General features: G+C 45.9%; 24 protein-coding genes. 18 read left to right on the forward strand and 6 right to left on the reverse strand.

Going from position 1 to position 25,417, the window contains the following annotated elements; translation table 11 throughout:
- Positions 1 to 49 precede the first annotated feature (49 nt).
- Together MUK70_RS02655 and MUK70_RS02660 are read left to right on the forward strand one after the other, a co-directional pair.
- Complete coding sequence (locus MUK70_RS02655; RefSeq protein ID WP_234655501.1) at positions 50 to 910, forward strand: alpha/beta hydrolase; 861 nt, start codon at positions 50 to 52, stop codon at positions 908 to 910.
- Positions 911 to 912: 2 nt separating this feature from the next.
- Positions 913 to 1,695 carry an SDR family NAD(P)-dependent oxidoreductase gene (locus tag MUK70_RS02660; RefSeq protein WP_234655500.1) on the forward strand — a complete coding sequence of 261 codons (783 nt, stop codon included), beginning with the start codon at positions 913 to 915 and terminating at the stop codon, positions 1,693 to 1,695.
- A 116-nt stretch (positions 1,696 to 1,811) separates the two neighbouring features.
- On the opposite strand, the gene MUK70_RS02665 is transcribed toward MUK70_RS02660, so the two are convergent.
- Entirely contained in the window at positions 1,812 to 2,042 is a 231-nt protein-coding gene (locus tag MUK70_RS02665) for a hypothetical protein (protein ID WP_234655499.1), read from the reverse strand.
- Positions 2,043 to 2,670: 628 nt separating this feature from the next.
- Here MUK70_RS02665 and MUK70_RS02670 point away from each other — a divergent pair.
- The 8 genes from MUK70_RS02670 (at position 2,671) to MUK70_RS02705 (ending at position 12,727) form a co-directional block, all read left to right on the forward strand.
- Complete coding sequence (locus MUK70_RS02670) at positions 2,671 to 5,925, forward strand: SusC/RagA family TonB-linked outer membrane protein (RefSeq protein ID WP_234602279.1); 3,255 nt, start codon at positions 2,671 to 2,673, stop codon at positions 5,923 to 5,925.
- Between the two features lie 9 nt (positions 5,926 to 5,934).
- Positions 5,935 to 7,815 (forward strand): RagB/SusD family nutrient uptake outer membrane protein, encoded by a 1,881-nt coding sequence (locus MUK70_RS02675; protein WP_234655498.1) that lies wholly within the window; start codon positions 5,935 to 5,937, stop codon positions 7,813 to 7,815.
- 130 nt (positions 7,816 to 7,945) lie between these two features.
- Positions 7,946 to 8,290: a hypothetical protein gene (locus MUK70_RS02680; protein WP_234655497.1), complete on the forward strand. Its 345-nt coding sequence runs from the start codon at positions 7,946 to 7,948 to the stop codon at positions 8,288 to 8,290.
- A 184-nt stretch (positions 8,291 to 8,474) separates the two neighbouring features.
- On the forward strand, positions 8,475 to 8,816 hold the full coding sequence (locus MUK70_RS02685) for a hypothetical protein (RefSeq protein ID WP_234602283.1): 342 nt from the start codon (positions 8,475 to 8,477) through the stop codon (positions 8,814 to 8,816).
- 175 nt (positions 8,817 to 8,991) lie between these two features.
- The gene (locus MUK70_RS02690) at positions 8,992 to 10,674 is read left to right on the forward strand and encodes a PQQ-dependent sugar dehydrogenase (protein WP_244784647.1); all 1,683 of its coding nucleotides are present in this window, start codon (positions 8,992 to 8,994) and stop codon (positions 10,672 to 10,674) included.
- A 108-nt stretch (positions 10,675 to 10,782) separates the two neighbouring features.
- Positions 10,783 to 11,145 carry a hypothetical protein gene (locus tag MUK70_RS02695; RefSeq protein ID WP_234655495.1) on the forward strand — a complete coding sequence of 121 codons (363 nt, stop codon included), beginning with the start codon at positions 10,783 to 10,785 and terminating at the stop codon, positions 11,143 to 11,145.
- Positions 11,146 to 11,231: 86 nt separating this feature from the next.
- Positions 11,232 to 11,660 carry a hypothetical protein gene (locus MUK70_RS02700; RefSeq protein WP_234655494.1) on the forward strand — a complete coding sequence of 143 codons (429 nt, stop codon included), beginning with the start codon at positions 11,232 to 11,234 and terminating at the stop codon, positions 11,658 to 11,660.
- Between the two features lie 134 nt (positions 11,661 to 11,794).
- Positions 11,795 to 12,727 carry an aldo/keto reductase gene (locus tag MUK70_RS02705; protein ID WP_234655493.1) on the forward strand — a complete coding sequence of 311 codons (933 nt, stop codon included), beginning with the start codon at positions 11,795 to 11,797 and terminating at the stop codon, positions 12,725 to 12,727.
- Between the two features lie 49 nt (positions 12,728 to 12,776).
- Here the strand turns inward: MUK70_RS02705 and MUK70_RS02710 are convergent, their stop codons facing one another.
- The 4 genes from MUK70_RS02710 to MUK70_RS02725 all read right to left on the reverse strand — a co-directional run bounded on the left by MUK70_RS02710 (position 12,777) and on the right by MUK70_RS02725 (position 17,116).
- Positions 12,777 to 15,035 (reverse strand): xanthine dehydrogenase family protein molybdopterin-binding subunit, encoded by a 2,259-nt coding sequence (locus tag MUK70_RS02710; RefSeq protein ID WP_234655492.1) that lies wholly within the window; start codon positions 15,033 to 15,035, stop codon positions 12,777 to 12,779.
- Positions 15,032 to 16,027, reverse strand: coding sequence for an FAD binding domain-containing protein (locus MUK70_RS02715; RefSeq protein WP_234655491.1), 996 nt, complete (start codon positions 16,025 to 16,027; stop codon positions 15,032 to 15,034). Before MUK70_RS02715 ends, MUK70_RS02710 begins: the two co-directional genes overlap by 4 nt.
- Positions 16,024 to 16,548, reverse strand: coding sequence for a (2Fe-2S)-binding protein (locus MUK70_RS02720; RefSeq protein ID WP_234655490.1), 525 nt, complete (start codon positions 16,546 to 16,548; stop codon positions 16,024 to 16,026). The genes MUK70_RS02715 and MUK70_RS02720 overlap by 4 nt, the downstream gene beginning before the upstream one ends.
- An 88-nt stretch (positions 16,549 to 16,636) precedes the next feature.
- Positions 16,637 to 17,116: a DUF1440 domain-containing protein gene (locus MUK70_RS02725; protein WP_234655489.1), complete on the reverse strand. Its 480-nt coding sequence runs from the start codon at positions 17,114 to 17,116 to the stop codon at positions 16,637 to 16,639.
- Positions 17,117 to 17,312: 196 nt separating this feature from the next.
- Between MUK70_RS02725 and MUK70_RS02730 the strand changes: the two genes are divergently transcribed.
- On the forward strand, positions 17,313 to 18,719 hold the full coding sequence (locus tag MUK70_RS02730; RefSeq protein ID WP_234655488.1) for an enolase C-terminal domain-like protein: 1,407 nt from the start codon (positions 17,313 to 17,315) through the stop codon (positions 18,717 to 18,719).
- A 2-nt stretch (positions 18,720 to 18,721) separates the two neighbouring features.
- Here MUK70_RS02730 and MUK70_RS02735 read toward each other — a convergent pair whose 3' ends face one another.
- The gene (locus MUK70_RS02735) at positions 18,722 to 19,024 is read right to left on the reverse strand and encodes a hypothetical protein (protein ID WP_234602293.1); all 303 of its coding nucleotides are present in this window, start codon (positions 19,022 to 19,024) and stop codon (positions 18,722 to 18,724) included.
- A 367-nt stretch (positions 19,025 to 19,391) separates the two neighbouring features.
- Between MUK70_RS02735 and MUK70_RS02740 the strand changes: the two genes are divergently transcribed.
- The 7 genes from MUK70_RS02740 to MUK70_RS02770 all read left to right on the forward strand — a co-directional run bounded on the left by MUK70_RS02740 (position 19,392) and on the right by MUK70_RS02770 (position 25,416).
- On the forward strand, positions 19,392 to 19,910 hold the full coding sequence (locus MUK70_RS02740) for a GFO_1088 family ECF-type sigma factor (protein WP_234602294.1): 519 nt from the start codon (positions 19,392 to 19,394) through the stop codon (positions 19,908 to 19,910).
- Positions 19,894 to 20,667: a HEAT repeat domain-containing protein gene (locus MUK70_RS02745; protein ID WP_234655487.1), complete on the forward strand. Its 774-nt coding sequence runs from the start codon at positions 19,894 to 19,896 to the stop codon at positions 20,665 to 20,667. The genes MUK70_RS02740 and MUK70_RS02745 overlap by 17 nt, the downstream gene beginning before the upstream one ends.
- A gap of 70 nt (positions 20,668 to 20,737) precedes the next feature.
- Entirely contained in the window at positions 20,738 to 21,523 is a 786-nt protein-coding gene (locus tag MUK70_RS02750) for a DUF4097 family beta strand repeat-containing protein (protein WP_234602296.1), read from the forward strand.
- A 21-nt stretch (positions 21,524 to 21,544) separates the two neighbouring features.
- A complete protein-coding gene (locus MUK70_RS02755) occupies positions 21,545 to 22,246 on the forward strand; it encodes a DUF4097 family beta strand repeat-containing protein (protein WP_234655486.1) in 702 nt (233 codons plus the stop codon).
- A 248-nt stretch (positions 22,247 to 22,494) separates the two neighbouring features.
- Positions 22,495 to 22,704 carry a hypothetical protein gene (locus MUK70_RS02760; protein WP_234602298.1) on the forward strand — a complete coding sequence of 70 codons (210 nt, stop codon included), beginning with the start codon at positions 22,495 to 22,497 and terminating at the stop codon, positions 22,702 to 22,704.
- 705 nt (positions 22,705 to 23,409) lie between these two features.
- The gene (locus MUK70_RS02765) at positions 23,410 to 24,681 is read left to right on the forward strand and encodes a sensor histidine kinase (protein ID WP_234655485.1); all 1,272 of its coding nucleotides are present in this window, start codon (positions 23,410 to 23,412) and stop codon (positions 24,679 to 24,681) included.
- A gap of 72 nt (positions 24,682 to 24,753) precedes the next feature.
- Positions 24,754 to 25,416 (forward strand): response regulator transcription factor, encoded by a 663-nt coding sequence (locus MUK70_RS02770; RefSeq protein ID WP_234655484.1) that lies wholly within the window; start codon positions 24,754 to 24,756, stop codon positions 25,414 to 25,416.
- Position 25,417: the final 1 nt, after the last annotated feature.

Below are 25,417 nucleotides of genomic sequence, written 5' to 3' on the forward strand. Positions count from 1 at the left end.
AGTTCCTTTTTATCCCAAAGGCGTTTTTTACCCAAATTAACCCAACTTTATGCGACAGATTTACGCTACTTTTCTGCTGGCTATACTGGCGGTTTCGGCTTTTGCCCAAACTGGCAAGGTCATGGATAATTTATCGGTGCTCAGCAAGCTCCTGAAATCCGAAAGAAAATACGCGATTTATCTGCCACCCGATTACGCAACTTCCGAAAGAAGCTATCCTGTGCTTTACCTTTTGCATGGTGCAGGCGATGATCACACCGGGTGGGTCCAGTTTGGCGAAGTCCTTAACATTACCGACAAGGCGATCCGCGAAGGTTCAGCAACCCCGATGATCATTGTTATGCCTGATGCAGACACGGGAAGAAGAGGTTATTTCAATGATGTAAAGGGCGACTGGAATTATGAAGATTTCTTTTTCCAGGAATTGATGCCGCACGTCGAGAAAAAGTTTCGTATCAAAGCCAATAAGCGTTTCAGGGCTGTGGCAGGACTTTCCATGGGAGGCGGTGGCACATTCATGTATGCACTACATCATCCCGAACTATTTTCTTCCGCATGTCCGCTCAGCGCATCCGCCGGGCCGATTACCGTGGAAGATGCCAAAAAGAACTTGTTACGCAATAACCCCGACATTCAGGATTCGACAGTGACCAACTACTACAACCGCCACAGCGCTCTGGCCTTGATCAATAACATTAAAGATGATCAAAAGAAAGCTGTCCGCTGGTATATTGACTGCGGTGACGACGACTTCCTTTACGAAGGCAACAGTCTGGTGCACATTGCCATGAAGAAAAAAGAGATCCCACATGAGTTCCGCATCCGAGAAGGTGCCCACAACTGGACTTACTGGCGGGAGTCGCTGCCCAAAGTGCTCGAATTCGTGTCGCAGGCCTTTCATCAGTATTAATTATGTCTGTCGCGGATTTACCAGGAATAAAGCTTTTTGATCTGACGGGAAAAGTGGCTGTCATCACCGGAGGCTCCAAAGGTCTTGGCCTCGCCATGGCTGCCGGACTGGCTTCTGCCGGAGCCAATATTGTACTCGTCAACCGCAATGCAGCCGAAGCCGAGAAAAGCGCAGAGGAGTTGCGTAGTTTCGGAACACGGATTACCTCTTTCCCAACGGACATTACCAGCCCGGAACAGACTGAGGCCATGGTGAAATTCGTGGTGCAGGTTTTTGGTAAAATCGATATTCTGATCAATAGTGCGGGGATCAATATACGCGGCCCGATTGACCAGCTTTCTCCGGCGGATTTCAATCAGGTTATGGAAGTGAATGTCAACGGCACGTGGCTTGCATCGCGTGCCGTTACGCCCATTATGAAGCAGCAACGAAGCGGCAAAATCATTAACCTAGCCAGCACGCTCGGGCTGGTAGGGCTGGCAAATCGTACGCCCTACACGGCCAGCAAAGGTGCGGTCGTGCAAATGACGCGCGCATTAGCCATGGAACTTGCGCCTTTCAATATCAATGTCAACGCAATCTGTCCAGGTCCGTTCCTCACCGAAATGAACATTCCCATCGCCGACAGCGACGAAGCCCGCGACATCATCATCGGTGCCACCGCTCTGCAGCGCTGGGCCAATCTCCAGGAAATCCAGGGTGCCGCCATTTTCCTGGCTAGTGAAGCATCCAGCTACATGGTCGGGTCGATTTTAACCGTCGATGGCGGCTGGACGGCGCATTAATTTTGAATGAGTGAATGAGTGAATGTGTGAATGAGTTAAAAATTGTATGGGTCGAGATTAATGGGTTGGTGAGATGGTTGATTAAATGTAGCTCTGTTAATTTGCTGACTTATTTTTTAGGAATTCTCTTTCTTATCGTAGTAAAATCCCACTGTTGCTCCAATAATAACGCCGATGAGTGCGCCAATGGGGCCTATAATAACTCCCAAGACAAGCCCACAGGCGATTCCTCCATTGAGCGGTGTGTTTAGAGACTGGATATCTTCTGATTTACTCTTCATTTGTTCAGCTTTTTTATATGTGTGCAATGATGACTTTTTACTCCACAAATGTAAATCGTTTTTCACAGGTTTTTGAAAATATCGTATAAGCGCCTCTTATCACGTGATGTAAATATTTTCTTTTAAAACATAATAAAAGCAATTCTCAATTAGTTATAACAGCTACGAACCGAACGGATGTTTGGTTCTCTCTTCTCTGCGGCATGTGGCCGAAAGATGGCTTGGAAAAAAGTGTTGAAAGGTTTTAGTGAAGGCACCATCATAATCATTTTTTGTGACAATTTATGGAATAAACAAGATTTAAGTGTCGTAATGACACGGTTATTGGTTATACGTTAAGTAACCTATGGTTATTTTCGAAGAAAACATAGTCAGAAAGCAGGAATGCTTGTTTATGTGAATTATATCATATCTTTTTGTACTCCCGGTTACTATTGGCCGGCTCCGTAAAGGCGGAGAAGGTAAGCAGCGCAAGTGTCGCTTTTGCTTCAACCCCCTCAAAAATTTATCGATTGTTCCCTGCGGAAAATACATTTCGCACAGGATAGGATGTTGCTGTTTTCTGATTGAAATAATTGTGTTTAAATGACACTCTTTTTAACTGCCTATGATTACGCCCGAATGATAATATGACAGGACTAAGATTTTTCATTGTTTAACTATTTTTTAACTATCTACTATCTATACTCTATTTATGGGGATTTCTAAACCTGAAAAAGACCGGGGCCTAAGCCGGTATTTTTTTTCCCTTTTTCTGACGTTCATCGTCACGGCCGCTGCATTTGCTCAGGATGTTACGGTAAAGGGGAAAGTCAATGATGAGCAGTCGCAGGGGTTACCTGGCGTGAGCGTTGTAGTGAAAGGTACATCTGTGGGTACCGTTACAGATTTAGAAGGGAATTACACAGTTAACGCACCGGGAACAAGCACATTGGTGTTTTCATTTATCGGTTATATCACTCAGGAAATTCCTTTGGGTAATAAAACCAGCCTCGATGTTAAATTGCTTACCGACACGAAAGCTTTGGAAGAAGTTGTGGTCGTAGGTTATGGAACAGCAAAAAAGGCAACATTAACCGGTTCAGTAACAGCGGTTAAGGGTGGCGAATTGGCAAAAGCGCCAGCAGCTAACCTTTCCAACACATTGAGCGGCCGTCTGCCGGGGGTATCTGCGGTACAAGGCAGTGGTGAGCCGGGTTACGATGGTTCCGCCATCCGTATCCGTGGAACCAACTCCCTGGGTAACAGCAATGCACTGATCGTCGTGGATGGTGTTCCTAACCGTAGTGGTGGTTTGGACCGTCTGAACCCTGCTGACATTGAAAGCGTATCCGTTTTGAAAGATGCGGCTGCTGCGATCTACGGTTCACGTGCCGGTAACGGGGTTATTCTGATCACAACAAAAAGAGGTAAAACCGGAAAACCACAGCTGTCGTATGACTTCAATATGGGGATGGCCCAGCCTACCCGTACGCCAACGATGTCTAACGCGTCGGAATATGCCGAAATCCGTAACGAGTTGCAGATTTATGACAACCTGGAAGTGGGTGAATGGCAAGGTGCTTTGCAAGGGTTTAATACCAACGGAGCTTACACCAGAAAAGACAATGGCAATGTATTAAATGCAGTTTTTACGCCGGACGACATGCAAAAATTCCGCGACGGAACTGATCCTTTGATCCACCCGAATACAGACTGGTATGGCAGCGTGATCCGTAACTGGTCACCACAACAGCGTCACAACTTGCAGTTGACCGGTGGTAGCGACAACATCAGATACATGGCATCGCTTGGACACATTAACCAGGAAGGTAACTATGTCAATTCTGCAACGGGTTATAAGCAGTATGATATGCGTATCAACCTGGATACAAAAATCAACAAATATGTAAGTGCGAACCTTGGTTTGACGCTTCGTGAAGAATTCCGTCGTTTCCCAAATGGTGGTGGCGCGGGTGATATCTTCCGTATGTTGATGCGTGGTAAACCAACTGAAATCGCGATCTGGCCGGACGGAAGACCCGGTCCTGATATCGAAAATGGTCAGAACCCGGCGGTTATTACAACAAACACAACGGGTTATAACCACGACAAACGCGACTACATCCAAACCAACGGATCCATTGAAATCCTTATTCCGGGTGTAGAAGGTTTGAAAGTAAATGCAATGGCTGCGATTGATAAGCAGATTCGCCGTCAGAAATCGTTTCAGAAGCCATGGACGCTTTATTTTTGGGATAAAAAAACCTATGAAGCGGATGGAACTTCTCCATTCCTGACAGGAACAGTTCGCTCGACATTCAGCGATCCCCGTTTGACTGAAACAGCATCGCAGGAATTGTCGATCCAGTTGACAGGCCAGGTTTCTTACGAGAAAAAAATCAATGACCACAATTTCAACATCATGGCTGGAATCCAGCGTGAAAAAGTAGATGCGGATGGATTTTTTGCTTACCGTCGCTACTTTATCTCACCGGTTGTAGATCAGCTTTTTGCAGGCGGAACGCCTGAGCAAAACATTGGTAACTCAGGAAGTACTACAGTAAACGGCCAGACTTACAACAACACAGATCTGTTCACCAGGGCCCGTTTGAGCTATTTTGGTAGAGCAGGTTATAACTTCAAAGAGAAATACCTAGCTGAGTTCCTTTGGCGTGTAGATGGTTCTTATGTATTCCCGCAGGATGGCCGTTTCGGTTTCTTCCCAGGGGTTTCGGCAGGTTGGAGAATTTCGGAAGAGGATTTCTGGAAGGGCAATATCAACTTCCTGAACAATGTGAAAATTCGCGGTTCATGGGGACAAATGGGTGCTGAGCCTTATTTGGTCGGAACAGAAATCCTTGCTGAATACCAATACTTATCTACAATGGGTTTTGGTTCTTATGTAATCAACGATCAGGTGGCTAAAACACTTCTTGAATCGCGTGTTGCCAACAAAGCATTTACATGGGAGGTTGCCAACAACATGAACTTCGGTATCGAGGGTACATTGTTCCGTGACAGGATCGCATTCGAATTTGACTACTTTGTTAACAATCGTTCGAATATCCTGATCCCGAAAACAGGTTCTACGCCTTCAAGTGCGGGTATTGATGGAAAACTTCCTCCCCAAAACCTTGGTAAACTGCAAAACAAAGGATGGGAATTCAAAGTAAGTTATGACGGCAGCGCAAAGGACTTTACATACTCTGTGAGTGTGAATGGTGGTTATGCCAAAAACCAGATCAAATTCTGGGATGAAACGCCGGGAGCACCTGCGTACCAGCAAACAACCGGAATGCCTTATAACTCATTCCTGGCTTACCAATACGACGGTGTATTTAAAGATCAGGGAGAAGTTGATTCCAATCCATTGGATTACAAGGGTATCACTGGTACGATCCGTCCCGGTGACATGAAGTTCAAGGATGTGAATAATGATGGAAGAATCACTGCTGATGACAAAGTGAGATCCGAAAAAACAAACCGTCCGCAATTCACCGGCGGTGCGGCGATTAACCTGGGTTACAAAGCATTTGACCTTTCAATCTTGTTCCAGGGCGCATTGGGTGGCTTGCAGTACATCGGACAAACTGAATCCGGTGATATTGGTAACTACCTGAAATATGCTTACGATAACCGTTGGACGATCGACAATCCAAGTTCAACAGAGCCAAGGCTTGCAAACAGAAACAACACTTATTATACCAATTTTGATAATGCTGGTGCCAACACTTACTTCTTGAGAAGCAACAATTATTTGCGTCTTAAAAACATAGAGCTTGGCTACAACCTGCCTTCTGAAATAGGAAGCAAAATCGGTTTGGGTAATTTGAGGGTGTATGTAAATGGACTTAACCTGTTCACATTCGATAAGATCAAAATCTGGGATCCTGAATCGACCAGCTCAAACGGACAATACTATCCGCAGTCAAGAGTACTTAATGCAGGTGTACGTGTAACTTTTTAAGAATTAGAAATGAAACTGAATTATAAACATTGGATATTTTTAGCTGCACTGGGCTCGATCGGGCTGGTGTCATGCGACACGGAATTCCTGGACGTAACGCCTCCGACCGAAATCCCGTCAGAAGAAGTTTGGAAAGAAGGCGCTTTGGCCGAAGGTTTTGTAACGGGTATTTATGCAGGTCTTCAGCAAGGGGGATTCAGTGAGCAAATGCTTGCTTCCCTGACTGACGAGGCGGTATTTACGCACACAGGCCGAAACATTAACACGGTGAACGAAGGAAGTTTAAGCCCTTCAAACCTGGGCTGGGTGGATGATACCTATGGCTGGGGGCCCATGTTTACACGGATTCGGGCCACAAACCTGGCGTTGGCTAATCTTCCGACAGCGACTTTCACAGACGAAACGCTGAAAGCACGTCTGATGGGCGAAACTTACTTTTTACGCGCCTATTACTATCAGCAACTTGTTCGCTACTACGGTTCAGCCCCGATCATCACCAAGGTTTACAACCTGAATGAAGATTACTCCGTAGCACGGAACACGTTTGAAGAATGCGTAAACCGTATTGTTACTGACCTTGACAGTTCTGCATTGTTGTTAAAAGGCAAAACACTGGTGAAAGGTCGTGCGAGTGAAGCAGCTGCATTGGCACTGAAATCGAGGGTGTTGCTATATGCTGCGAGCGATTTGCATGACATGCCTACCGCGAAAGCCAAATCAAGTGTGATTGCCGCATATCCTAATCCTGAGTTTCTTGGTTATATTTCAGGAGACAGAAAGGCGCGTTGGACGGCTGCGCAGGCTGCTGCAAAAGTGGCACTGGCTGCAACGGATGGAGGTTACAAACTCAATCTGACTGCTCCCGTAACTCCTGCGCAGGGAAAAACCAATTACATTTCAATTGCCATGGGTGGCGCCAGCGCTGATAAATCACTGGATGCGTCAGCTGCTAATGAAATCATTTTCGGTCGTTATTTCACGGCCAGCCTCAGTGAAGGCGCTCGCCAGATGGGCTTGAACAATGGTCCTAACGGCTACCACAACTGGGCTGGAAACACGCCTATCGGCACATTGGTTGACGATTATGAATTGATGGACGGAACGCGTTTTAGCTGGACAAACCCAGTTCACAAAGCAGCTCCTTACAAAAATCGCGACCCACGTTTCTATGCAACCGTCATGTATGATGGTGCAGATTGGAAACCACGTCCTTCGGATGCAAAAGATCCGGCAAACCAGATTCAGACAGGTGCATATGACCTTTTAGATGACAAAGGAGCATTGATCAACCGCAAAGGATTGGATACACGCAGCAGCTCAATCGAAGACTGGAATGGAAGCCGGACTGGTTATTACATGCGTAAGTTTATTGATCCAAACCCTGCATTGTATGATAACACCGACCGTCAGAACATCCCATGGCCATTCCTTCGCACCACCGAGGTTGTTTTCAACTATATTGAAGCGAGCATTGAAGTGGGTCAGGAAGCAGAAGCTTTACTGTGGTTGAACAGGATCCGTTTCCGTGCAGGTATGCCAGCTTTGAAAGTGAGCGGAGCAGCTTTGAAAGAGGCCTACCGTCACGAAAGAAGAATCGAAATGGCTTATGAGGAGCAGCGTTATCATGATGCGCGTCGCTGGATGATCGCCAAGGAAACATTGGGTCGCCCATTAGCCTACATTAACGTGCTGGGTAAATTCAAGGCGGGTAAGTCTATGAAAGAGCCATATCACTATGATACGGATGTTTATACTTACACCTACACGCCGGTTGTGGAGAAATCGCACGAAAACCGCACCTGGGTTGATAAAATGTATTTCCGTCCGTTCAGCCGTGACGAGATCAACCGTAATGCTAAATTGGTTCAAAACCCGGGTTACGATAAGTAATTGTTTTTGAAATCCTTGTTGGAAGCCATGTCCGTTTTGGGGCATGGCTTCTTTGTTTTTAACACGGGCATAATTTTTAGCTTAATAAAACAGACTCCGCCCAAGGCGTCGGTATTCGCTATTAATTATCATGAAAAAACGACAAATGTTCTTCGAAATGGGCTTACTGCTGATCTCTGTTTTATATGGATTCGGCGTTATCAGCTCAACATTCCCTGGCGGTAATATCCAGAAGGCAGACATTGTCAAAAAAGCAACCGTAATCGAACTTGAAAAGCGCGTGCAGGTTCGGCCCGAAGATCTGCCTGAAAAAGTGCGGAATGCATTGAATGACAAGTCCTATGCAGGATGGACGATTTCAGATGCCTACCTGGTCGTTGCCGATGATGGCGGTTCCTATTATGAACTTGTTGTCCGCAAGGCTGACGAGCAGTCCCGCATGAAGATTAATAAAGACGGTCAGGTTCTTAATTAATGCAGGCGTGGAGATTAATCCCACAAAACGTGGATTTCGCTCGACACAACCACATGTTCATATAGATATGTAACTAATTGATTATTAATGTATTGTTAGTTTTGGCATAATGATGTTAGGACTCCGGGCAACAGTGCGAGTGCACAGAAACGCCAAATAAAACAAGTTCAAAAGAACCTACATTATGAAAAAGCTAATAGTATCGGCATTTGCCCTAGGACTTATCTCTTTCGCTTCTGTTCAGGCCACGGCGCAAACAGCACAGTCTGCTCAGACGGAAACAAAGCAGGAGACGACCACAAAAACTACTACAACTTCCAAGGAAGATAAGGTAGCGGTCAAACCGGAAGACCTTCCGGAAGGCATTAAGAAGACAATTAAAGGAGAGGAATTCTCGGGTTGGACTGTGAAAAAAGCCTTTCTTGTGAAAGAAGGTGACAAGAGTGAATATTACGAATTGCAAGTTGCCAAGGGCGAAGAAAGCGCCCGGGTAAAACTGGATAAAGACGGAAATAATGTGGGATAAAAAATAGTTTTTTTCCACATTTTCAGAGAACAGCCGGGAAAGATTTCGGCTGTTTTGTTTTGTATAAAAAGCTGTTATCCTTAACATTGCCCTTCCCTAAATACTTAACAGTTTTCTGAATTGAATGTTAAAACCTTTACATTACCCCATCTGTGTTTTTTTGCTGGTAACAGGAATGTTTAATTGCACCGGCGGCAAGTCAAAAACTAAAAATAAACCCCTCGCTCAGACGGCCTCGCAGTCGGGCAAAGCCATTTATACCACACATTGCATTTCCTGCCATGCACTCGAACAGGAAGAAATAGGCCCGAAACTGGGTGGCGTAACGAGTTTGCTATCCACACCTGAACTTGTTGCATTTATTAAAAATCCGAACGCTGCCATTGAAGCTGGAAACAAGCGGGCTGTGAACCTCACCAAGCGTTACAAGATGATTATGCCTCCCTTTGACTTTTTGAAAGATGACGAGATTAAATCCATTCTTTCGTACATCGCGGAGGAAACCCAAGCGCATAATATCAAGCCGCTACAAGTTAATTTGGACGAATCGGGCCATACAGCAGAACGACTAACCAGGCCAGTCACACTTTCCGGTTTGAAAATTGAAACGGAAGAATTTGCCATCATGCCTGTGTCTTCTGAAAAAATGCCCAGAACGAGAATTGCGAATATGCGTACAAGCCCCGCGCACGACGGCGCACTTTTTGTCAGCGATCAGCGTGGTTTGATTTACAGGGTCAAGGGTGGTAAGCCAGGCATATTCCTGGATATCAGGCCACTCATTGAAGATTATATTAATGAACCGGGCTTGGGAACCGGACTCGGAAGTTTCGCTTTTCATCCCGATTATCTGGAAAACGGCTTGATCTACATCACCCACACCGAAGCATTCAAAGGGAAAAAAGCCGATTATGAATACCATGATTCCATGAAAGTTGCGCTGCAATGGGTTGTTTCGGAATGGAAGAACAATGATGTAAAGAGCGAGACTTTTACAGGAAAAAGGCGGGAACTGATTCGTATTAATGTTCCGGGAAATGTGCACGGGATACAGGACATTGGTTTTGTTCCGGATATTAAAAAGAAAGATAAAGATTACGGATTGCTATACATAGGCACTGGCGACGGTGGTTCGACTATCGGCGGCTATCCCGCACTTTGCCATGATCTGCATTCTCTGCTCGGGACCATTATCCGCATTGATCCGCTTGGGAAGAACGGCAAAAATGGGAACTATGGCATTCCGGCAGATAACCCATTCGCGGATAGGCCTGATCCGAAGGTCAGAAAAGAAATTTATGCCTATGGTTTCCGCAATCCGCACCGCATGTCCTGGAATATGACCCATGGCAAAAGAATGTTCAGCACAGAAATTGGTGAGGCCAATTTTGAGGAGATCAACATTATTGAGAAAGGCGGAGATTATGGTTGGAACATTCAGGAGGGGAATTACGGTATATCTCCCAAGGACCTGAAAAATGTATTTAAACCCGAAAAACCTTCTTCGACATTCGTCAAACCCTATGCATTGTACGACCATATCGATGGTGCTGCCATCAGTGGAGGCGCTGTGTATGAAGGTGATATTACGGTTTTGAAAAACAAATATCTGTTCGGTGACATTGTCAGCGGCCGCATATTTTATACCAATGTTGACAAGACTCTGTCCGACAGCACTGTGCGTGAATTGAGCATTATTCAGGACGGAAAAGACACAAGTCTTCGTGAAATGACAGGCTCCAAGCGCGTGGATCTGCGGATTGAATATGATGTTTTTACAAAGAACCTTTACATCATGACCAAAAGCGACGGTAAAATCAGAAAAGTGACCGCTGCACATTTACACAAAAATCCCTGACCACACCTTTCCCTATTTCACACCCGCCGTTGAATAACTGGCAATCCGCTTATCGGAATCAGTGTTGTTTCTTTGTTTGCTACACTTAAATTCAAAGTTCATCCAATTATGGCTAATGTAAAAACGCTACTCGACCAATGGTCGGTTAAAGATCTTGAAGACAATTCATCTATCAATGTTACTGTGGAAAGTTGTACCGAGCTGGGCAACGGCGGCGTGCCCGGCATCCAGATCACAAGCATGGGCTCCATCGTTACTTACGAGCCCAATGTTGTAGAGCAATGGGCATATAAGGCCGGCAAGCAAAATGCTGATGAATATTTTCTGGAAGATAAATCCTGGACTTACCATGAAGATCAGTATATCAAACATTTTCTCGTCATCGGCAGCCCGCTGAAAGCCCGGATCACGGTTAAAACACGAAGCTCCAAGCCCATTACCAAAGATTACGATCTGCCGTTTGAGGTCTGAGTTCGGTTCTATAATTTTTTCAACTTTTGTTACAACCTTTTTTATTCCTGGTGTTTCTTCAGTCTGTATTTAATTAGTACTATGGCATGAAAAGAACAATCTTATTTGCACTGATCTGGGTGGCCGCCATGGCCTGTGACCAGAAACAGGATGCAGCACCACAACCTGAACCGAAGGCAACCAGCGTACCCTACCGGCAGCAAACGACGATAGCAGCTTCGGGAGCGGATCTTAAAGTGGACCTTCGCGAAGTAAATGACAGCCGTTGCCCCAAGGACGTAGTTTGCATACAAATGGGAAGCGCTAGAATCAAGTTCAATGTATCCGATTCCAAGAATGCAACGGACGTTGAAGTAGAGTTCAAAGGCGATAGCAAAGCTGATTTTCGGACGTTCACATTAAGTGGTCAAAATTACGTCTTGAAGGTGAGTGAGCTGCAACCTTACCCGGTAAGTACGCAAACACCTAAGATTGAGGATTATAAGGTGAATGTTACGATAGAAAAAAGTAATTGACTTAGTTTTGGTGTGAAATCGAGGAATGAGCCCGGCCAATGGTCGGGCTTCTTTTTTGGCCTTTCGAACCAAGTTTTGGGATTGTTGCGTAAATTGGAGCAACAAAAAAATCCACACAATCCTACCCTTTGAGCATGGAATATTTGTTTTCCCGTCGTGAAATGGTGAAAAGCATTGGCGTCTCAGGCTGTGCAATGCTGCTGAACCCATTGTTATCCCATGCAAAAACCGATCAGGCAATGATTTTACAAAGATCAATTCCGGTAAGTGGAGAGAAAATTCCGGTAGTAGGACTTGGCTCATGGCAGCAATTCGACGTTGGCCCGAGCGCGAGCGAAAGAACGCCATTAAAAGAGGTTTTGAAAGAAATGCAGGAAATGGGCGGCAAACTCATCGACGCCTCACCCATGTACGGCAGGTCGGAGGAAGTAATCGGTGAACTTACCACGGCGCTGAAAAACAATGACCAGTTTTTCTTTGCTACGAAGGTCTGGACAACAGGAAGGCAGGAGGGGATTGATCAAATGAACGACTCCTTTAAAAAGATGGGGCGCAAAAAAATGGATCTGATGCAAGTCCATAATTTGCAGGACTGGCAAACACATTTGAAAACATTAAAAGACTGGAAAACGCAGGGAAGAGTAAAATACATTGGCATCACCCATTACACGGATTCTGCACACCCACGCCTGGAGCAGATCGTAAAATCAAAAGAAATAGATTTTGTTCAATTTAATTATTCTATCCGGTCGCGGAATGCGGAGAAAAGTTTACTGAATGCAGCTAGGGACAATGGCGTGGCAGTCATTATTAACGAGCCGTTCGAGCAGGGCGCCTTGTTCCGCGCCGTTAAGGGCAAAGAGCTTCCAGCCTTCGCAGCGGATTACGACATTAAAAGTTGGGCGCAATTTTTCCTCAAATACATTATTAGCCAGGAAGCAGTCACTTGCGCCATTCCCGGCACTTCCGATGTAAAACATTTGGTCGAAAATCTGAGCGCAGGCCTCGGCAAGCTTCCTGATGAAGCCGGAAGAAAGAAAATGATTGAATGGATCGAAAAAGTATAAAAAATGCGCGACAATCATCGCCACGCACTTTTTGAGTTTCCTATTCGTGTCAGATTGCTACCTGATTACGATCGTCTTCGGCAATTTGAAGCACTTTATCCATTGTGATCGGTAAATTACGTACGCGGACGCCCGTCGCATGGAAAACAGCATTGGCAATCGCGCCTGCCACGCCGATAATGCCTATTTCCCCGACACCTTTTACGCCTAACGGATTCACAATATCATCCTTTTCCTCTACAAAAATCACTTCAATGTCATTGATATCCTTATTTACAGGCACATGATATTCAGATAAGTTGTGATTCATAAACCGGCCATACTGGTGGTCCATTTTGCTCTCCTCTTCCAGAGCCTTGCTGATTCCCCAAACAACACCGCCCAGAATCTGACTTCTTGCCGTTTTCGGGTTCAGGATTTTACCCGCTGCTACCGCGCAAACAACGCGCGTCACGCGCACAATGCCCAAGTCTTCGTCTACTTTAACCTCTGCGAAAACCGCCGCATGCGCGTTAAATGTATATTTCATCTTATTAATCGGATTCGGGCCGCTGGTGGAGGTTTCTTCAATGCTATTAATGCCCGCAAGACGCATTACTTCCACGATCGAAGCGCTCTTTGAGCTATCCTTTACATCCGAAATCATGCCGGAGTCAAGCACAATATCCTTACTATTTGAATCATATAACGGGGATGTCTTCGTCTTGACGGCCATCCTGATCAGCTTCTTTTTTACATCTTCACAAACGCCTTTCACTGCTGAGCCCACCGATGCTGCGGTCCAGGAACCACCTTCGAGCGGCGCCATGGGCATATTTGTGTCGCCTAAGTGGAAAGTAACATCTTCCATCTTCAATCCCAGACTTTCCGCAGCAATCTGCGTCATAATGGTATAAGTGCCCGTTCCAATGTCGGAAGTCCCGCTGCTGATCACCAATTTCCCATCAATAGACAGCAATGCTTTCGCCCTGCAGGGCATCTGGAATGCGTCCCAGGCTGCCGTGGCAACTCCCCAGCCAATAAGCTGGTTTCCTTCGCGCATAGAGCGCGGTTCAATGTTCCGCCTGGTCCAGCCAAACTTTTCGGCGCCTTCGCGGTAACAAGCGATCAGTTCCTTGCTGGAAAACGGCTTTTCTTCCGTCTGGTCTTCGTCTGCATAGTTCTTCAGTCTGAAAATGAGGGGATCCATTTTAAGCTCGTAAGCGAGCTCGTCCATAGCGCTTTCCATTGCGTGCGCGCCAGTAACGGCCCCCGGTGCCCGCATATCCACAGGCGTGTACATATCCAGGCCGACGAGCTCATATTTCAACTTCACATGATCACAGTTATACATTGTCCCCGACCAGTTGACAATGATCTCGGTATAACTTTCAAACCGCGATGTTTCAGAATAAGCCTCATGTCTGATCGATTCCAGCGAGCCGTCTGCAGAAGCACTCAGTGCCAGTTTCTGCATAGTAACCGGTCTGTGCCCGAACGTGAACATTTGCTGTCTGGTTAACCCGACTTTTACTGGCCTTTTCAATTCCAAAGCAGCCAGCACTGCCATGAAAAGCTGATATTGCGGCCTTAATCCGGACCCGAATGCGCCGCCGACATACGGAGAGATAATCCGCACATCTTTATACGCAAGTCCAAACACATTACCGATGTAAAACTGGCAATTGGTAACGCCCTGTGTTTTATCATACACCGTAAGCTTTCCGTTTTCCCAGATCGCCGTGGTTGAAAACAGCTCCATGGGATTGTGGTGCTCAGCGCCATGCTGGTAAGTGCCAGACATCTTGAATTCTGCCTCACCATAAGCTTCGTCCGCATCGCCACGTGATTTGGGTGATACATAACCGATTTTTCCAACTGGTGCTTTATAAGAACGGTCTATATTCTTGGCCAGATCCGTAGCAAAACTTTCCTCTTCGTACAGAACATCAATCAGGGAGGATGCATATCTGGCGAGTTCAAAAGTATCAGCCACGACCAATGCAACCGGCTGTCCGCTGTAAAGGATCTTATCATCGTGCAAAGGCCTGAACGGTGAACCGGAAGGCGCATCCATATCTTTGTACTTAATGCTAAACCATGGCAGTCCGGAAACATTTTCGTGCGTAAAAACCTGCAAAACGCCTTTAAGCCCCATGGCTTTGGATGTATCAATGCTAATTATCCTGCCTTTTGCAATGCTGCCGGACACGATGTAGCCATAAAGCATCCGATCTACTTTAAAATCGGCCGAATATCTGGCAGTTCCTGTAACTTTTGCCAATCCATCCACCCGGCTCACGGGTTTTCCAATATATTGCGTTTTCATAGATTTTCTCCTGCTTTAAGCGCTTCATGCAATGCGCGTACAATGGCTCTCCTGGCCAACTCTATTTTAAAGGTGTTACCACCAAAGCCGATTGCGCCGGTCAGCATTGTTTCCGCTAACGTCCTGAAATTCTCAGTTGAGGCAACTTTTCCAATATAATTCTCCTCCACTTCGCGGCGGCGCCATGGCTTGTGCGCCACACCACCCAATGCTATCCGGATGTCTTTGATCACGTCCCCTTCCAGCTCCAACGCAGCAGCAACAGAAACCAGGGCAAACGCATAAGATTGACGGTCACGGACTTTCAAGTAAAAATTGTATTTGGTAAAATTGCTTGGCGGAAGATCAATAGAAGTAACAAGCTCTCCGGGGCTGATATTAGTATCCAAATGAGGCGTATTTTCTGGTAGCCGGTGAAAATCGCGGAAATCGAGCGAGCGCTCGCCGTTCGGGCCGGTAATGTTCACTTTTGCATCCAGGGCCGCGAGCGCTACACACATATCCGACGGATGCGTGGCAATACAACGCTCACTCGTTCCCAGAATGGCGTGTATGCGGTTAATCCCATTGATGGCAGAGCATCCGGAACCTGGCTCACGCTTGTTGCAGGCAGTCGCAGTGTCGTAAAAATAATAGCAGCGGGTGCGTTGAAAAAGGTTTCCTCCGTTGGTGGCCATATTGCGCAACTGCGGTGAAGCGCCAGCCAAAATAGCTTTTGAAAGAAGTGGATAGCGTTGTTCCACAAGCCCATTCCATGCCGTGTCGGCATTGGTAACCAATGCACCGAGTCTCAGCCCACCATCTTCATTTTCTGTAATGTCTGCCAGATCCAGCCGGTTAATGTCCGTCAAATGATCCGGTTTCATCACATTTTCCTTCATCAAATCCAGCAAATTGGTGCCGCCAGCAATGAATTTCCCGCCTTCGTGCTCCTGAATGTCCGCCACAGCTCCTGCAACGTCATGGGCTTTGTTGTATGAAAAACTGTTCATGCCATTTTTGATTTAACCTCCATAATGGCAGCATTGATATTATTATAGGCGCCGCAGCGGCAGATGTTGCCGCTCATTAGTTCCTGAACATCTTCCAGAGAATCGGCCCGCCCCTCATTGAGCATGCCCACCGCTGAACAGATCTGTCCCGGCGTGCAATAGCCGCATTGAAATGCATCATGTTCGATAAATGCGTCCTGCAAAGGATGGTTTGTAATGCCGTCTGAAAGTCCTTCAATAGTAGTGATCGACTCGCCGTCTTTCATGACTGCAAGCGTAAGGCAGGAATTGATGCGTTTGCCATTGATGAGCACAGTGCATGCGCCGCATTGCCCATGGTCGCATCCCTTCTTAGTGCCGGTCAGCCCCGCGTATTCCCTAATCGCATCAAGAAGGCTTACCCACGGCTGCAATCTGAGCTTATAGGATTGGCCGTTGATTGTCAGGTTCACCAGTTCAAATTCAGGCAACTGCCGTTTATCTCCGACAGGTTTTTCTAAAAAAGCTGTTTCATTAATCATATTTTCGAATGGTGAATAGTTGTTCCTTTATAGTGGTCTATAAAAACTATTCCCTTCGAAAGCGTCTGATGAAAGTGTTGAATGGGGATTAAGGGAACTGTTGCCCGGTGGGTATGATGTACGCTATAGGTAAGCCTACGGCCGATATCACGATGACTGTGCCCAACAATGCGGCATCCCAGGACGAGGCAGGCATTCCGGAAAATGCGATCGGCATGACGACCATATTCATCACCAGCCAGATAAAGATGCCATAAATGATACCGCTTACCAGTTTGTGCCTGGCAGGAAATGCAATGTATTGGTATATCAAAAAATAAAATAGCGCGAATGCCAGTGCGATCAGAAAATGAAATAGCAACCCGTATACAGCCATCATATTTCCACCTTCAAAAGCAGCTTTACCAAATACACCGCTTGCGATGGACAGAAGCATCCGGACCGGTGTTGTTTGATCCAGGATAATCGCGTAAACGACAAACGCGGCCATGATGTCAAGCGAACCGGCTACGAATGCAGCCCACAAGACGGTTCTCAAACCGGACCCCGCAAATTTTGATGTTTTCATGGATGGCAAGATTGGATGTTGAAATATACAAAATTGATGGTAATAACGCCAGGTACATACGCAGCGCGATCAAAGACTAATGAACTGCAAGCCGGGCACCGAGACCGTTGCTTCGACAGACTCCGGATCAGGTTAGTAGTAATACGTTTATGCGTCCTTTAGAATAAACAGCCGATCAAACCGGCCCTGTTTATATATGCTTAAAAATCAAAATATATCGCGGCGGGATTTTATGGCTCGGGCAGGCGTAATTGCCGTGGCCGGGACCCTTGCTCCCGAATTCACAAGCGTATCCACGCAATTTACCAAACCCATGAAAGCCATAAGGATCAAAAATGTCGATTCTAATTTTGAAAGAGAACCATTAAACCCCTACCGGTTCAAAGGGAGCGCCATAACAGACAGCTGGCAGGCAATAGCAATGCTCGAATCCGATTCCGGCAATAAAAAGATCGGCATAGGGACACAGGGTGTGCTGTGGTCTGATTCGAAGGTTTTTGCGGCACATTCCGAAAGCGCCGGGAATGCATTAATGTATGCAATGAGCGAACGGGCCTTGCAAATGGTTAAAGGCACAACGTTCTCTGATCCGGTGAAACTGCTCGACGATATACTGCCGGAAGTTTTGGCCTACGGAAAAAAGATAACCGGGAATCCGGACTTGCGTAAAACATTTGCGCTCAATGCACTGGTTTGCGTCGACAATGCGGCCTGGCTTTTGTACGCCAAGGAAAATGGCATTGATCAGTTTGATAAGCTGATCCCTGCCGCTTATCAACGAGGGCTTTCCCACAGGCATGAGAAGGTGGCGAGCATTCCGTCGTTTAGTGTAGGTACGTCCGCGGAGCGGATCAGGCAAGCGGCAGATGAGGGTTATTTTATTATGAAATTAAAGACCGGTTCGGCCGGAACGCAGCAGGAAATGATTGAAAAGGACATTGCCTTCCTGAGTGCAGTGCATAAAGCGATCGGACATTATGAAACGCCATATACGCAAAACGGTAAAATTCCATATTATTTCGACGCAAATGGCCGATATGAGAAGAAAGAAACATTGCTGCGCTTTCTGGATCACGCCAAAAAGATCGGTGCATTTGAACAGATTGCTGTGATCGAGGAGCCATTTGAAGAGCATAACGAAGCTTTTGTGGGCGACTTGGGCGTCCGTGTCGCTGCTGACGAGAGTGCGCATACTGTGGAAGACGCCGCGCACCGGATTGATCTGGGTTACAGCGCGATTGCAGTAAAAGCCATCGCTAAAACATTGAGTATGACCATGAAAATCACGCAACTCGCCTACGAAAAAAAGGTGCCATGCTTTTGCGCTGATCTGACGGTTAATCCCATTCTGGTGGATTGGAACAAAAATGTGGCCGCTAGGCTGCAACCATTTCCAGGCATGAGTGTAGGTTTACAAGAAACAAATGGCCATCAGTATTATAAAAATTGGGAAAAGCTGATGACTTACCATCCTCAAAAAGACGGGTCCTGGGTTCGGACGCAAAAAGGGGTTTACGTTACAGACGCATCATTCTATGCAGAAAGCGGCGGCATTCTTACACCGTCGAGACATTATGAAGAAATGTTTGAAACCGCACATTAATGTCAAAGCGCAATAATCTCCGGAGCTGACTGAGCACCTTTTGTGACTTCCAGAATCCGGCTTCCGACCTTGAAAGAGAAGCTCTCCCGGTCGGCGGCGCATTTTTCCGTTGGGCTGTAAGCAACAAGCTTTTGGGCCATTTCGTCATACATATACTTGCAATGCACCGCTTTTTCAGCATCGCATGCAGGTGCACTTGGTAATGAAAGGATGTTCCGCTGTCGCACAATACCCATGCAAATGCCTGCAACGGTTCCGATGGTGAGTGTGGAAATAATGATAAGGGTAGAAGGTTTCAAGGTCATGGTTGAGAGGTTTGCGTAATCAGTAACTTACTTTCATGACAAATTAGCTTCCTAAACCGTTGGCATCACGCTAAAATTTTCTAATCTGTGCTTTTCTCTATCCGGATTGTCATTTCCTGTGTCTGAATCGTATCATTGATAAATAAAAGCCAGACCTGATTTGGCATTGGAAATCGGGTGTCTGCTTGCGGGCGCAGACCTTACTCTGGGGGAAGCGAGAATTTTCTGAAAATCAGCCACTTTGGTCGGCTTTCAGGCGCTGCATGCTTCTGCGCCGACAACTACAAGCCCTTTTCATTTAGCAACAATAAAAATATTTACTTCTGACCTGTAACGAAATGCCGGCGTGCTCGTCTTTGTATTTGAAATGGATTTACAAGCCTTTAACCAACGCATTCTTCCCGTGCAGGGACGCCTTTTCAGACTGGCGCAAATGTTTCTTCGCAACCGCGAGGAAGCCGAAGATGCCATTCAGGATGTGTTGCTGAGGTTGTGGACGAACAGGCAGCAGTTGGAAACTTACCATAGCATCGAAGCATTGGCCGTGCAAATGACCAAAAACCTTTGCCTTGACCGCCTTAAATCTCATCACAAGCAGAAAATGCAGAACGATGCGGACGTCACCAGCGTGCATGCGGCCGAGTTGTCACCACACCGGCAGTTGGAGAACAGCGACAGCGCGGCGCTCATTCACAGGCTGATAGGCGAGCTGCCCGAACAACACAAGCTGGTGTTGCATTTGCGCGATGTGGAGGAATGTTCATTTGAGGAGATTGAGCAGGTTACAGGATTGAGCAATGCGAACATTCGCACGATCCTTTCGAGGGCGCGGCAAAAACTGCGCGAGAATTATCTTAAAGCAAACGATTATGAATCAGGATATTGAAAAATTGCTTGAAAAGTATTACGATGGCGAAACGACCATTGATGAGGAAAAAGAGCTCAAACGTTTTTTTCAGCATGAGAACGTGCCGGAGCATTTGATGAGCCACGCAGCGCAGTTTGGTTATTTCGTAGAAGCCCGAAATGAGTATCCTTCCCTTACATTCGGCAGCGAACTTTCTGCCTTGTTAGACCCGCCCAAACAAACGCCTGTTTTAAGGTTCGGAAGCTGGTTGTTGAGAATTGCCGCCGGGCTTGCGTTGCTGATCGTTGGGTTTCTGGGTGGACGTGTGTTTCAGGACCGTGGCACGGGAGCCAATCCTTTAATTGCTACGGAAGAATCAGTCTCGCAAGTAGAAATAAGAAATGTACTGACGTTTGAAAAATTAGCTTCTACATCTGCTAGCGAACGCATTCAGGCCATAAACCAGAGTTATGATTTGCCAAAAGTGGACAAGGAAATCACGCAGCTGCTTATTAATACCCTGAATTTTGATCCAAATATTAATGTCAGGCTCGCCGCTTGTCAGGCTTTGCAACATTTTCAGAATGAGGCTGATGTGGCAGAGTCGCTGGTGCAGTCCCTGGCCATTCAAACCGATCCTAACATTCAGATCATGCTGATCGAGGTTCTGGTTTCAATCAAAGAAAAGCGGGCCGTGGAGCCATTTCAGCAGCTGGTCAGAAAACAGGATGTAATGGAGGTTGTAAAGCTGAAAGCACAACAGGGAGTGAGTGAGTTGACCGCCGCAGACGTCTGAAAAAATATTCTTCAGAAAAGGATAACATTAAACCGCATTTAATTTCAATCACATATTTTAATCGGAAACCATGAAAAAAGTACTTTTAATGAGTATGGGTTGCTTGCTATGCCTTGCGCAATCCATGGCACAGACGCATGAATACAAAACCAGGCTTGCCAATTCCAAGGAAAAGAAAATAACCATTGAAATGGCCGCCAGCCAGGTAAAAATCGAGGGATATGCCGGAGACGAGGTGCTTATTCAGGCATCATCCGGTTTTGAAGCACCGCCTGAAAGAGCAAAAGGTTTGAAGCCGCTCTACTATTCCGGCGTCGATAACACAGGAATCGGGCTCTCGGTTACACCCGAAGCAGGTGGCCTGAAAGTGGAAAAAGTGACGCGGAAAGAGGTGAAATACACGATCCGTTTGCCAAAACAGGTTGCGGTGCTTTTTCAGGAAGTAAACTGGCAGGGCGGATCCAAAATCGCGATCAGTAACATGGACGGCGACCTGGAAATAAAAACCAACGTCGCCAATATCAATCTGACCAATGTCACCGGCCCCGTGGTGGCTAACACGACGAGCGGCGATGTAAATGTCGTTTTTTCTGCGCTTAATCAAAGCAAGCCCACCGCCATTTCATCCATCAGCGGCGAAGTAGACGTTACGCTGCCGGCAACTACAAAATCGACGATGAAGTTGCGGTCGATTAATGGTGAAATGTACACGGACTTCGATTTGGGCACAAAAAGCAATCGGGACGGTCTCTCCAAAGTAGGCGGCGGCAGTAACATTGAGGGCGCGACGAACGGGGGAGGTGTGGAAGTGCAACTCAACACGATCAGCAGTAACATTTACATCCGTAAAAAGTAACCACCGTTTGCATCTAGCGTCATGAAAAACAATCTATTAATTTTCGCTCTGGCATTGCTTGCCGGGCCATTGGCTGCGCAGAAGATCATTGAAAAAAGGATCCCTCACAAAGATGGCCAAACTGTAAACCTGAACCTGAAATTTGCGGACACTATCCACGTCAGATATTGGGATAAACCCGAAATTTACGTCAAAATCAAGGCTGTGATTAACGGGAATAAATTAAATGACGCCCTGGTTGTTACCGAACGGGCGACCACGGACGAGGTGATCATGGAAATAGGATTTGATGACGAATTGCTCAAAAAAGGAAGAGAAGAGGATTGTCCCGGCGACAGGCGAAGCAGCTGGACAAATAAGGAGGGCTCTCATAGATATTATATGTGTAAAGAAATTGATTACCAGGTGTTCCTGCCCCGAAATGCCAAGCTTAAACTGGAAACGATCGATGGGAACATTGATATTGATGGCGCAACGACAACCGTTTTTGCGAAAACGATCAGCGGATATGTGGATATGAGCTGGCCCAGATCAAAGGGCATTAACGTGGCCATGAAAACCATCACCGGCGAGGTGTATTCCGACTTTGATATTGATTTTAAAAACAAGAAACAGAAGAACCCCATCGTCGGATATTTGCTGGAAGGAACAGTCAAAGGAGGTGGCCCGGATGTGAAGTTGGAGTCCATCAGCAACGATGTGTATCTGCGCAGTAAAGACTAGTTTCTAAAACATAACGAAATGAATATAAGGGCTATACGCATTGCGTATAGCCCTTATCGCATATATGCGGATGAGGAGACGCAAAGCATGTCCCCACGAAGATCACCCTACACCCTGGAAAATGGCAGGGTCACCCCAAAAATATTAAGGGAGTAAAATGAATAAATTATAATTGCACATAGTTAGAAGATGAGATTTCTCAATTCCAACTAGATTTAATCACATTATTTTTAATTAAAAGATGCCCTATGAGAACACAGAAGCAGTATTTGGAAGAGATTAACAGGCTGCTTGCAGACTATCTTCGGGAGATTGAAAACTCAGACCTGAAACCTTTGTCAGCTCAGGTTTATCAAGTACAATCGAAGAATTTTGTAAGATGGATCAATGGTGATTTTACCCCCGGGGAAGTTAAGAAATTGAAGCGCAAGGCTCAGGAAAAATCCGAAGGCAATTAAAAAAGCGATCATTCCCGAAAACCAGAATGCGGGCCACCCGTGCTCAATAATGCTCTGTTAAAACGCACTATCTACACTCGTTCCTCTACTTGACTTTACTCGGTTTCTCCAAGCCGCATCCCCATAAAATTTGTAATTGTTTTGGCAGCAATGTGCCTGCTGTCAGATCAGATCCCGAAGGATGTTTTTTTGAAAAATGAATGTTTTTAATATTTCAAAAACAAAACACCTTCGCGGCAGAACCGGAAGGTGTAAGATATACTCAACGTTTATAACGTATTTCATTACGTTCATTCCCGAAAGAACCTCTCAGCTGTCAGCACATACCTAAATAAAAGAGCGGTTATACAAATTTACAATGTAAAAGCAAGATTTATTGCAACCAGATATAAAAACTGTTGTAGCAATTTCTCTACATTGTTTGTGACCATTTTTAGGTAGATTTGGTTTGTTGTTTGTAGACAAATGAAAAGAAGTAAATTTTGCCTGGAATTATCCCGTTACACGTCAAAGTTGCTTTTTGGATCAGAGAACAAAGTAACGCCCATCCCCTCCCGGTTTCAAAATTCGTAACGACCCTTGATTTGATGAGTCGGATCCGGAAAAATTCCCACCGTCCGTCTCTACTGAAATGTAATTATTCCGGGAGTAGCGTATTGATCTCAGATGAACTTATCTTTTCTAGACTGGCCTATTCAAAAACAATTGGCTGAGGAAACAAATGTCCTCAACATTGCACGCATCAAAGTTTTATCATTGTCTCTCCATTTGAGGCTGGTTTACACCGCAATGCTGCTTACGCTTTATGTCGCAGAAAATCATACGCTTCAGACCGAGCGGATAGGCATTTTAATGGGCGTTGTGGTCCTGTATTACTTTGCGTTACGGCTTGGCCTGAACTGGCAGAAAGCCATTCACATTGCAATTCTGCTTTTTGTCTTCATTATCTGGTCCAACCTTTTCTTCTATGAGGAGGGCTTCCATGTCGTCACATTGCAGTATGTTGTCATCATCAGCATTTATGGCTTCTATGGATTGGGGAATAAATGGGGAACATGTTATTCATTATTTGCCATTTTGCCCTTCTTTATCTATATGTATCTGGAACAGCAGTTCGTTGCCGCAGTCCCATGGGGGCCTGTGGGAGTGAGCAGACTTGCCATTGCTATCCTGTTGCTGCACAATTTTTGCTTTCTTTTTTTGGTCAACTATTACTTTTTCAACTCTTTTTACTCAACGATATCTACCCTGGATGCACGTACAATCGAACTTACGTCCAGCCTTGCTTTCCTGGAAGATTCTCAGGAGCAGCTTGAAGCTGAGTTCAGACATCAGAAATTACTGCTCGCCACCATCTCACATGATATCAAAAGCCCGCTTCGGTTTTTAATGACCACAACCGGCCGTCTGGCCAAGACCAATCCGGATTTGCCAACAATACGCGCCATTAGCCAGTCAAGTTACCGGCTTTATCATTTCATGAAAAACCTCCTTGACTATGCACAGTTCCGGTACAGGAGCACACGGGTTACTTTTAATTATCTGGATGTGCATGAGCTGGTTGAACAGAAGTTTGCTATATTTTTGGCCGAGGCAGAAAGCAACGGAAACCGATTTCTAAACGCTGTCCCCGAAGGCGTAATCCTTAAAAACAATGTGCAACTGCTGAGCATTGTCCTGCATAACCTTATCGATAACGCAAACAAAGTGACCAACGGGGGCGTGATCGAGGTTATTCACAAAGATTTCCGTGATTCGTTGCACCTGATCGTCAGGGACACCGGACCTGGCATGGATCCGGCGATTATACGCTGGCTGAACAGCAGCGAAAAGGTGCCCGGCGCTGATCTGGATCCCGAGAGTTTTGGTATGGGACTGGTTATCGTTAAGGAAGTCAGCACCCTGATCCATGCAGGACTGGCCGCTGAACCGAACGGAGAACAGGGTGTGTCAATCAGCATAATTTTTCAAAAATGAGTTTGTTGTAGGTAAAGTTCTACGTAATTTCCCTCCGTATTAAACTACTTTAAGAGGAAATAGGAAATAACGATGAATTTGAAAGCGATTTTATTAGTAGAAGATCATTCCATTGTGCGGATGGGCGTGAAATTGCTGATAGAAGATTTCATGTCTTCGGTAGTTGTTAGCGAAGCCGGAACATTTAATGAAACACTTAAAATGCTTCACAACAGGCATTTTGACCTGGTTATTTTAGATATCCGCATTCCAGGAGGAGACGCATTCAATATGATTCCGCGCATCAGATCTGTTCAGGAAAAGGTAAAGATCCTGATCTTTTCATCACAGGAAGAAGAGCTGTATGCATTGCACTACGTGAAAGCCGGCGCGAATGGTTTTTTGCCAAAAGACACGAGCAACGAGGAGCTGGAACGTGCAGTTACCACAGTCCTCAGCGGAGGGACATATGTCACCAGTTTGGTCCGGCAGCAGCTGGATAACAACACTTTACAGGAAAGAGAAAGCCGCGAAAGCCCGCTTGAAATCCTGTCTAACCGGGAGCTCGAAATCATGGATATGCTGTTGACCGGGAAGTGGACAAAGGATATTGCCATCGACCTGAACATTAAGGAGAGCACCGTAAGCACTTATAAGGCGCGCATTTTCGAAAAGCTGGAAGTGACCAATGTGCTGGAACTATTTAAAAAAGTCGAAATCTACAAAAAGCACAATACAAGCTTTCTTCGATCATAAT

The sequence above is a fragment of the Dyadobacter chenwenxiniae genome (assembly GCF_022869785.1).
GTDB lineage: Bacteria > Bacteroidota > Bacteroidia > Cytophagales > Spirosomataceae > Dyadobacter > Dyadobacter chenwenxiniae.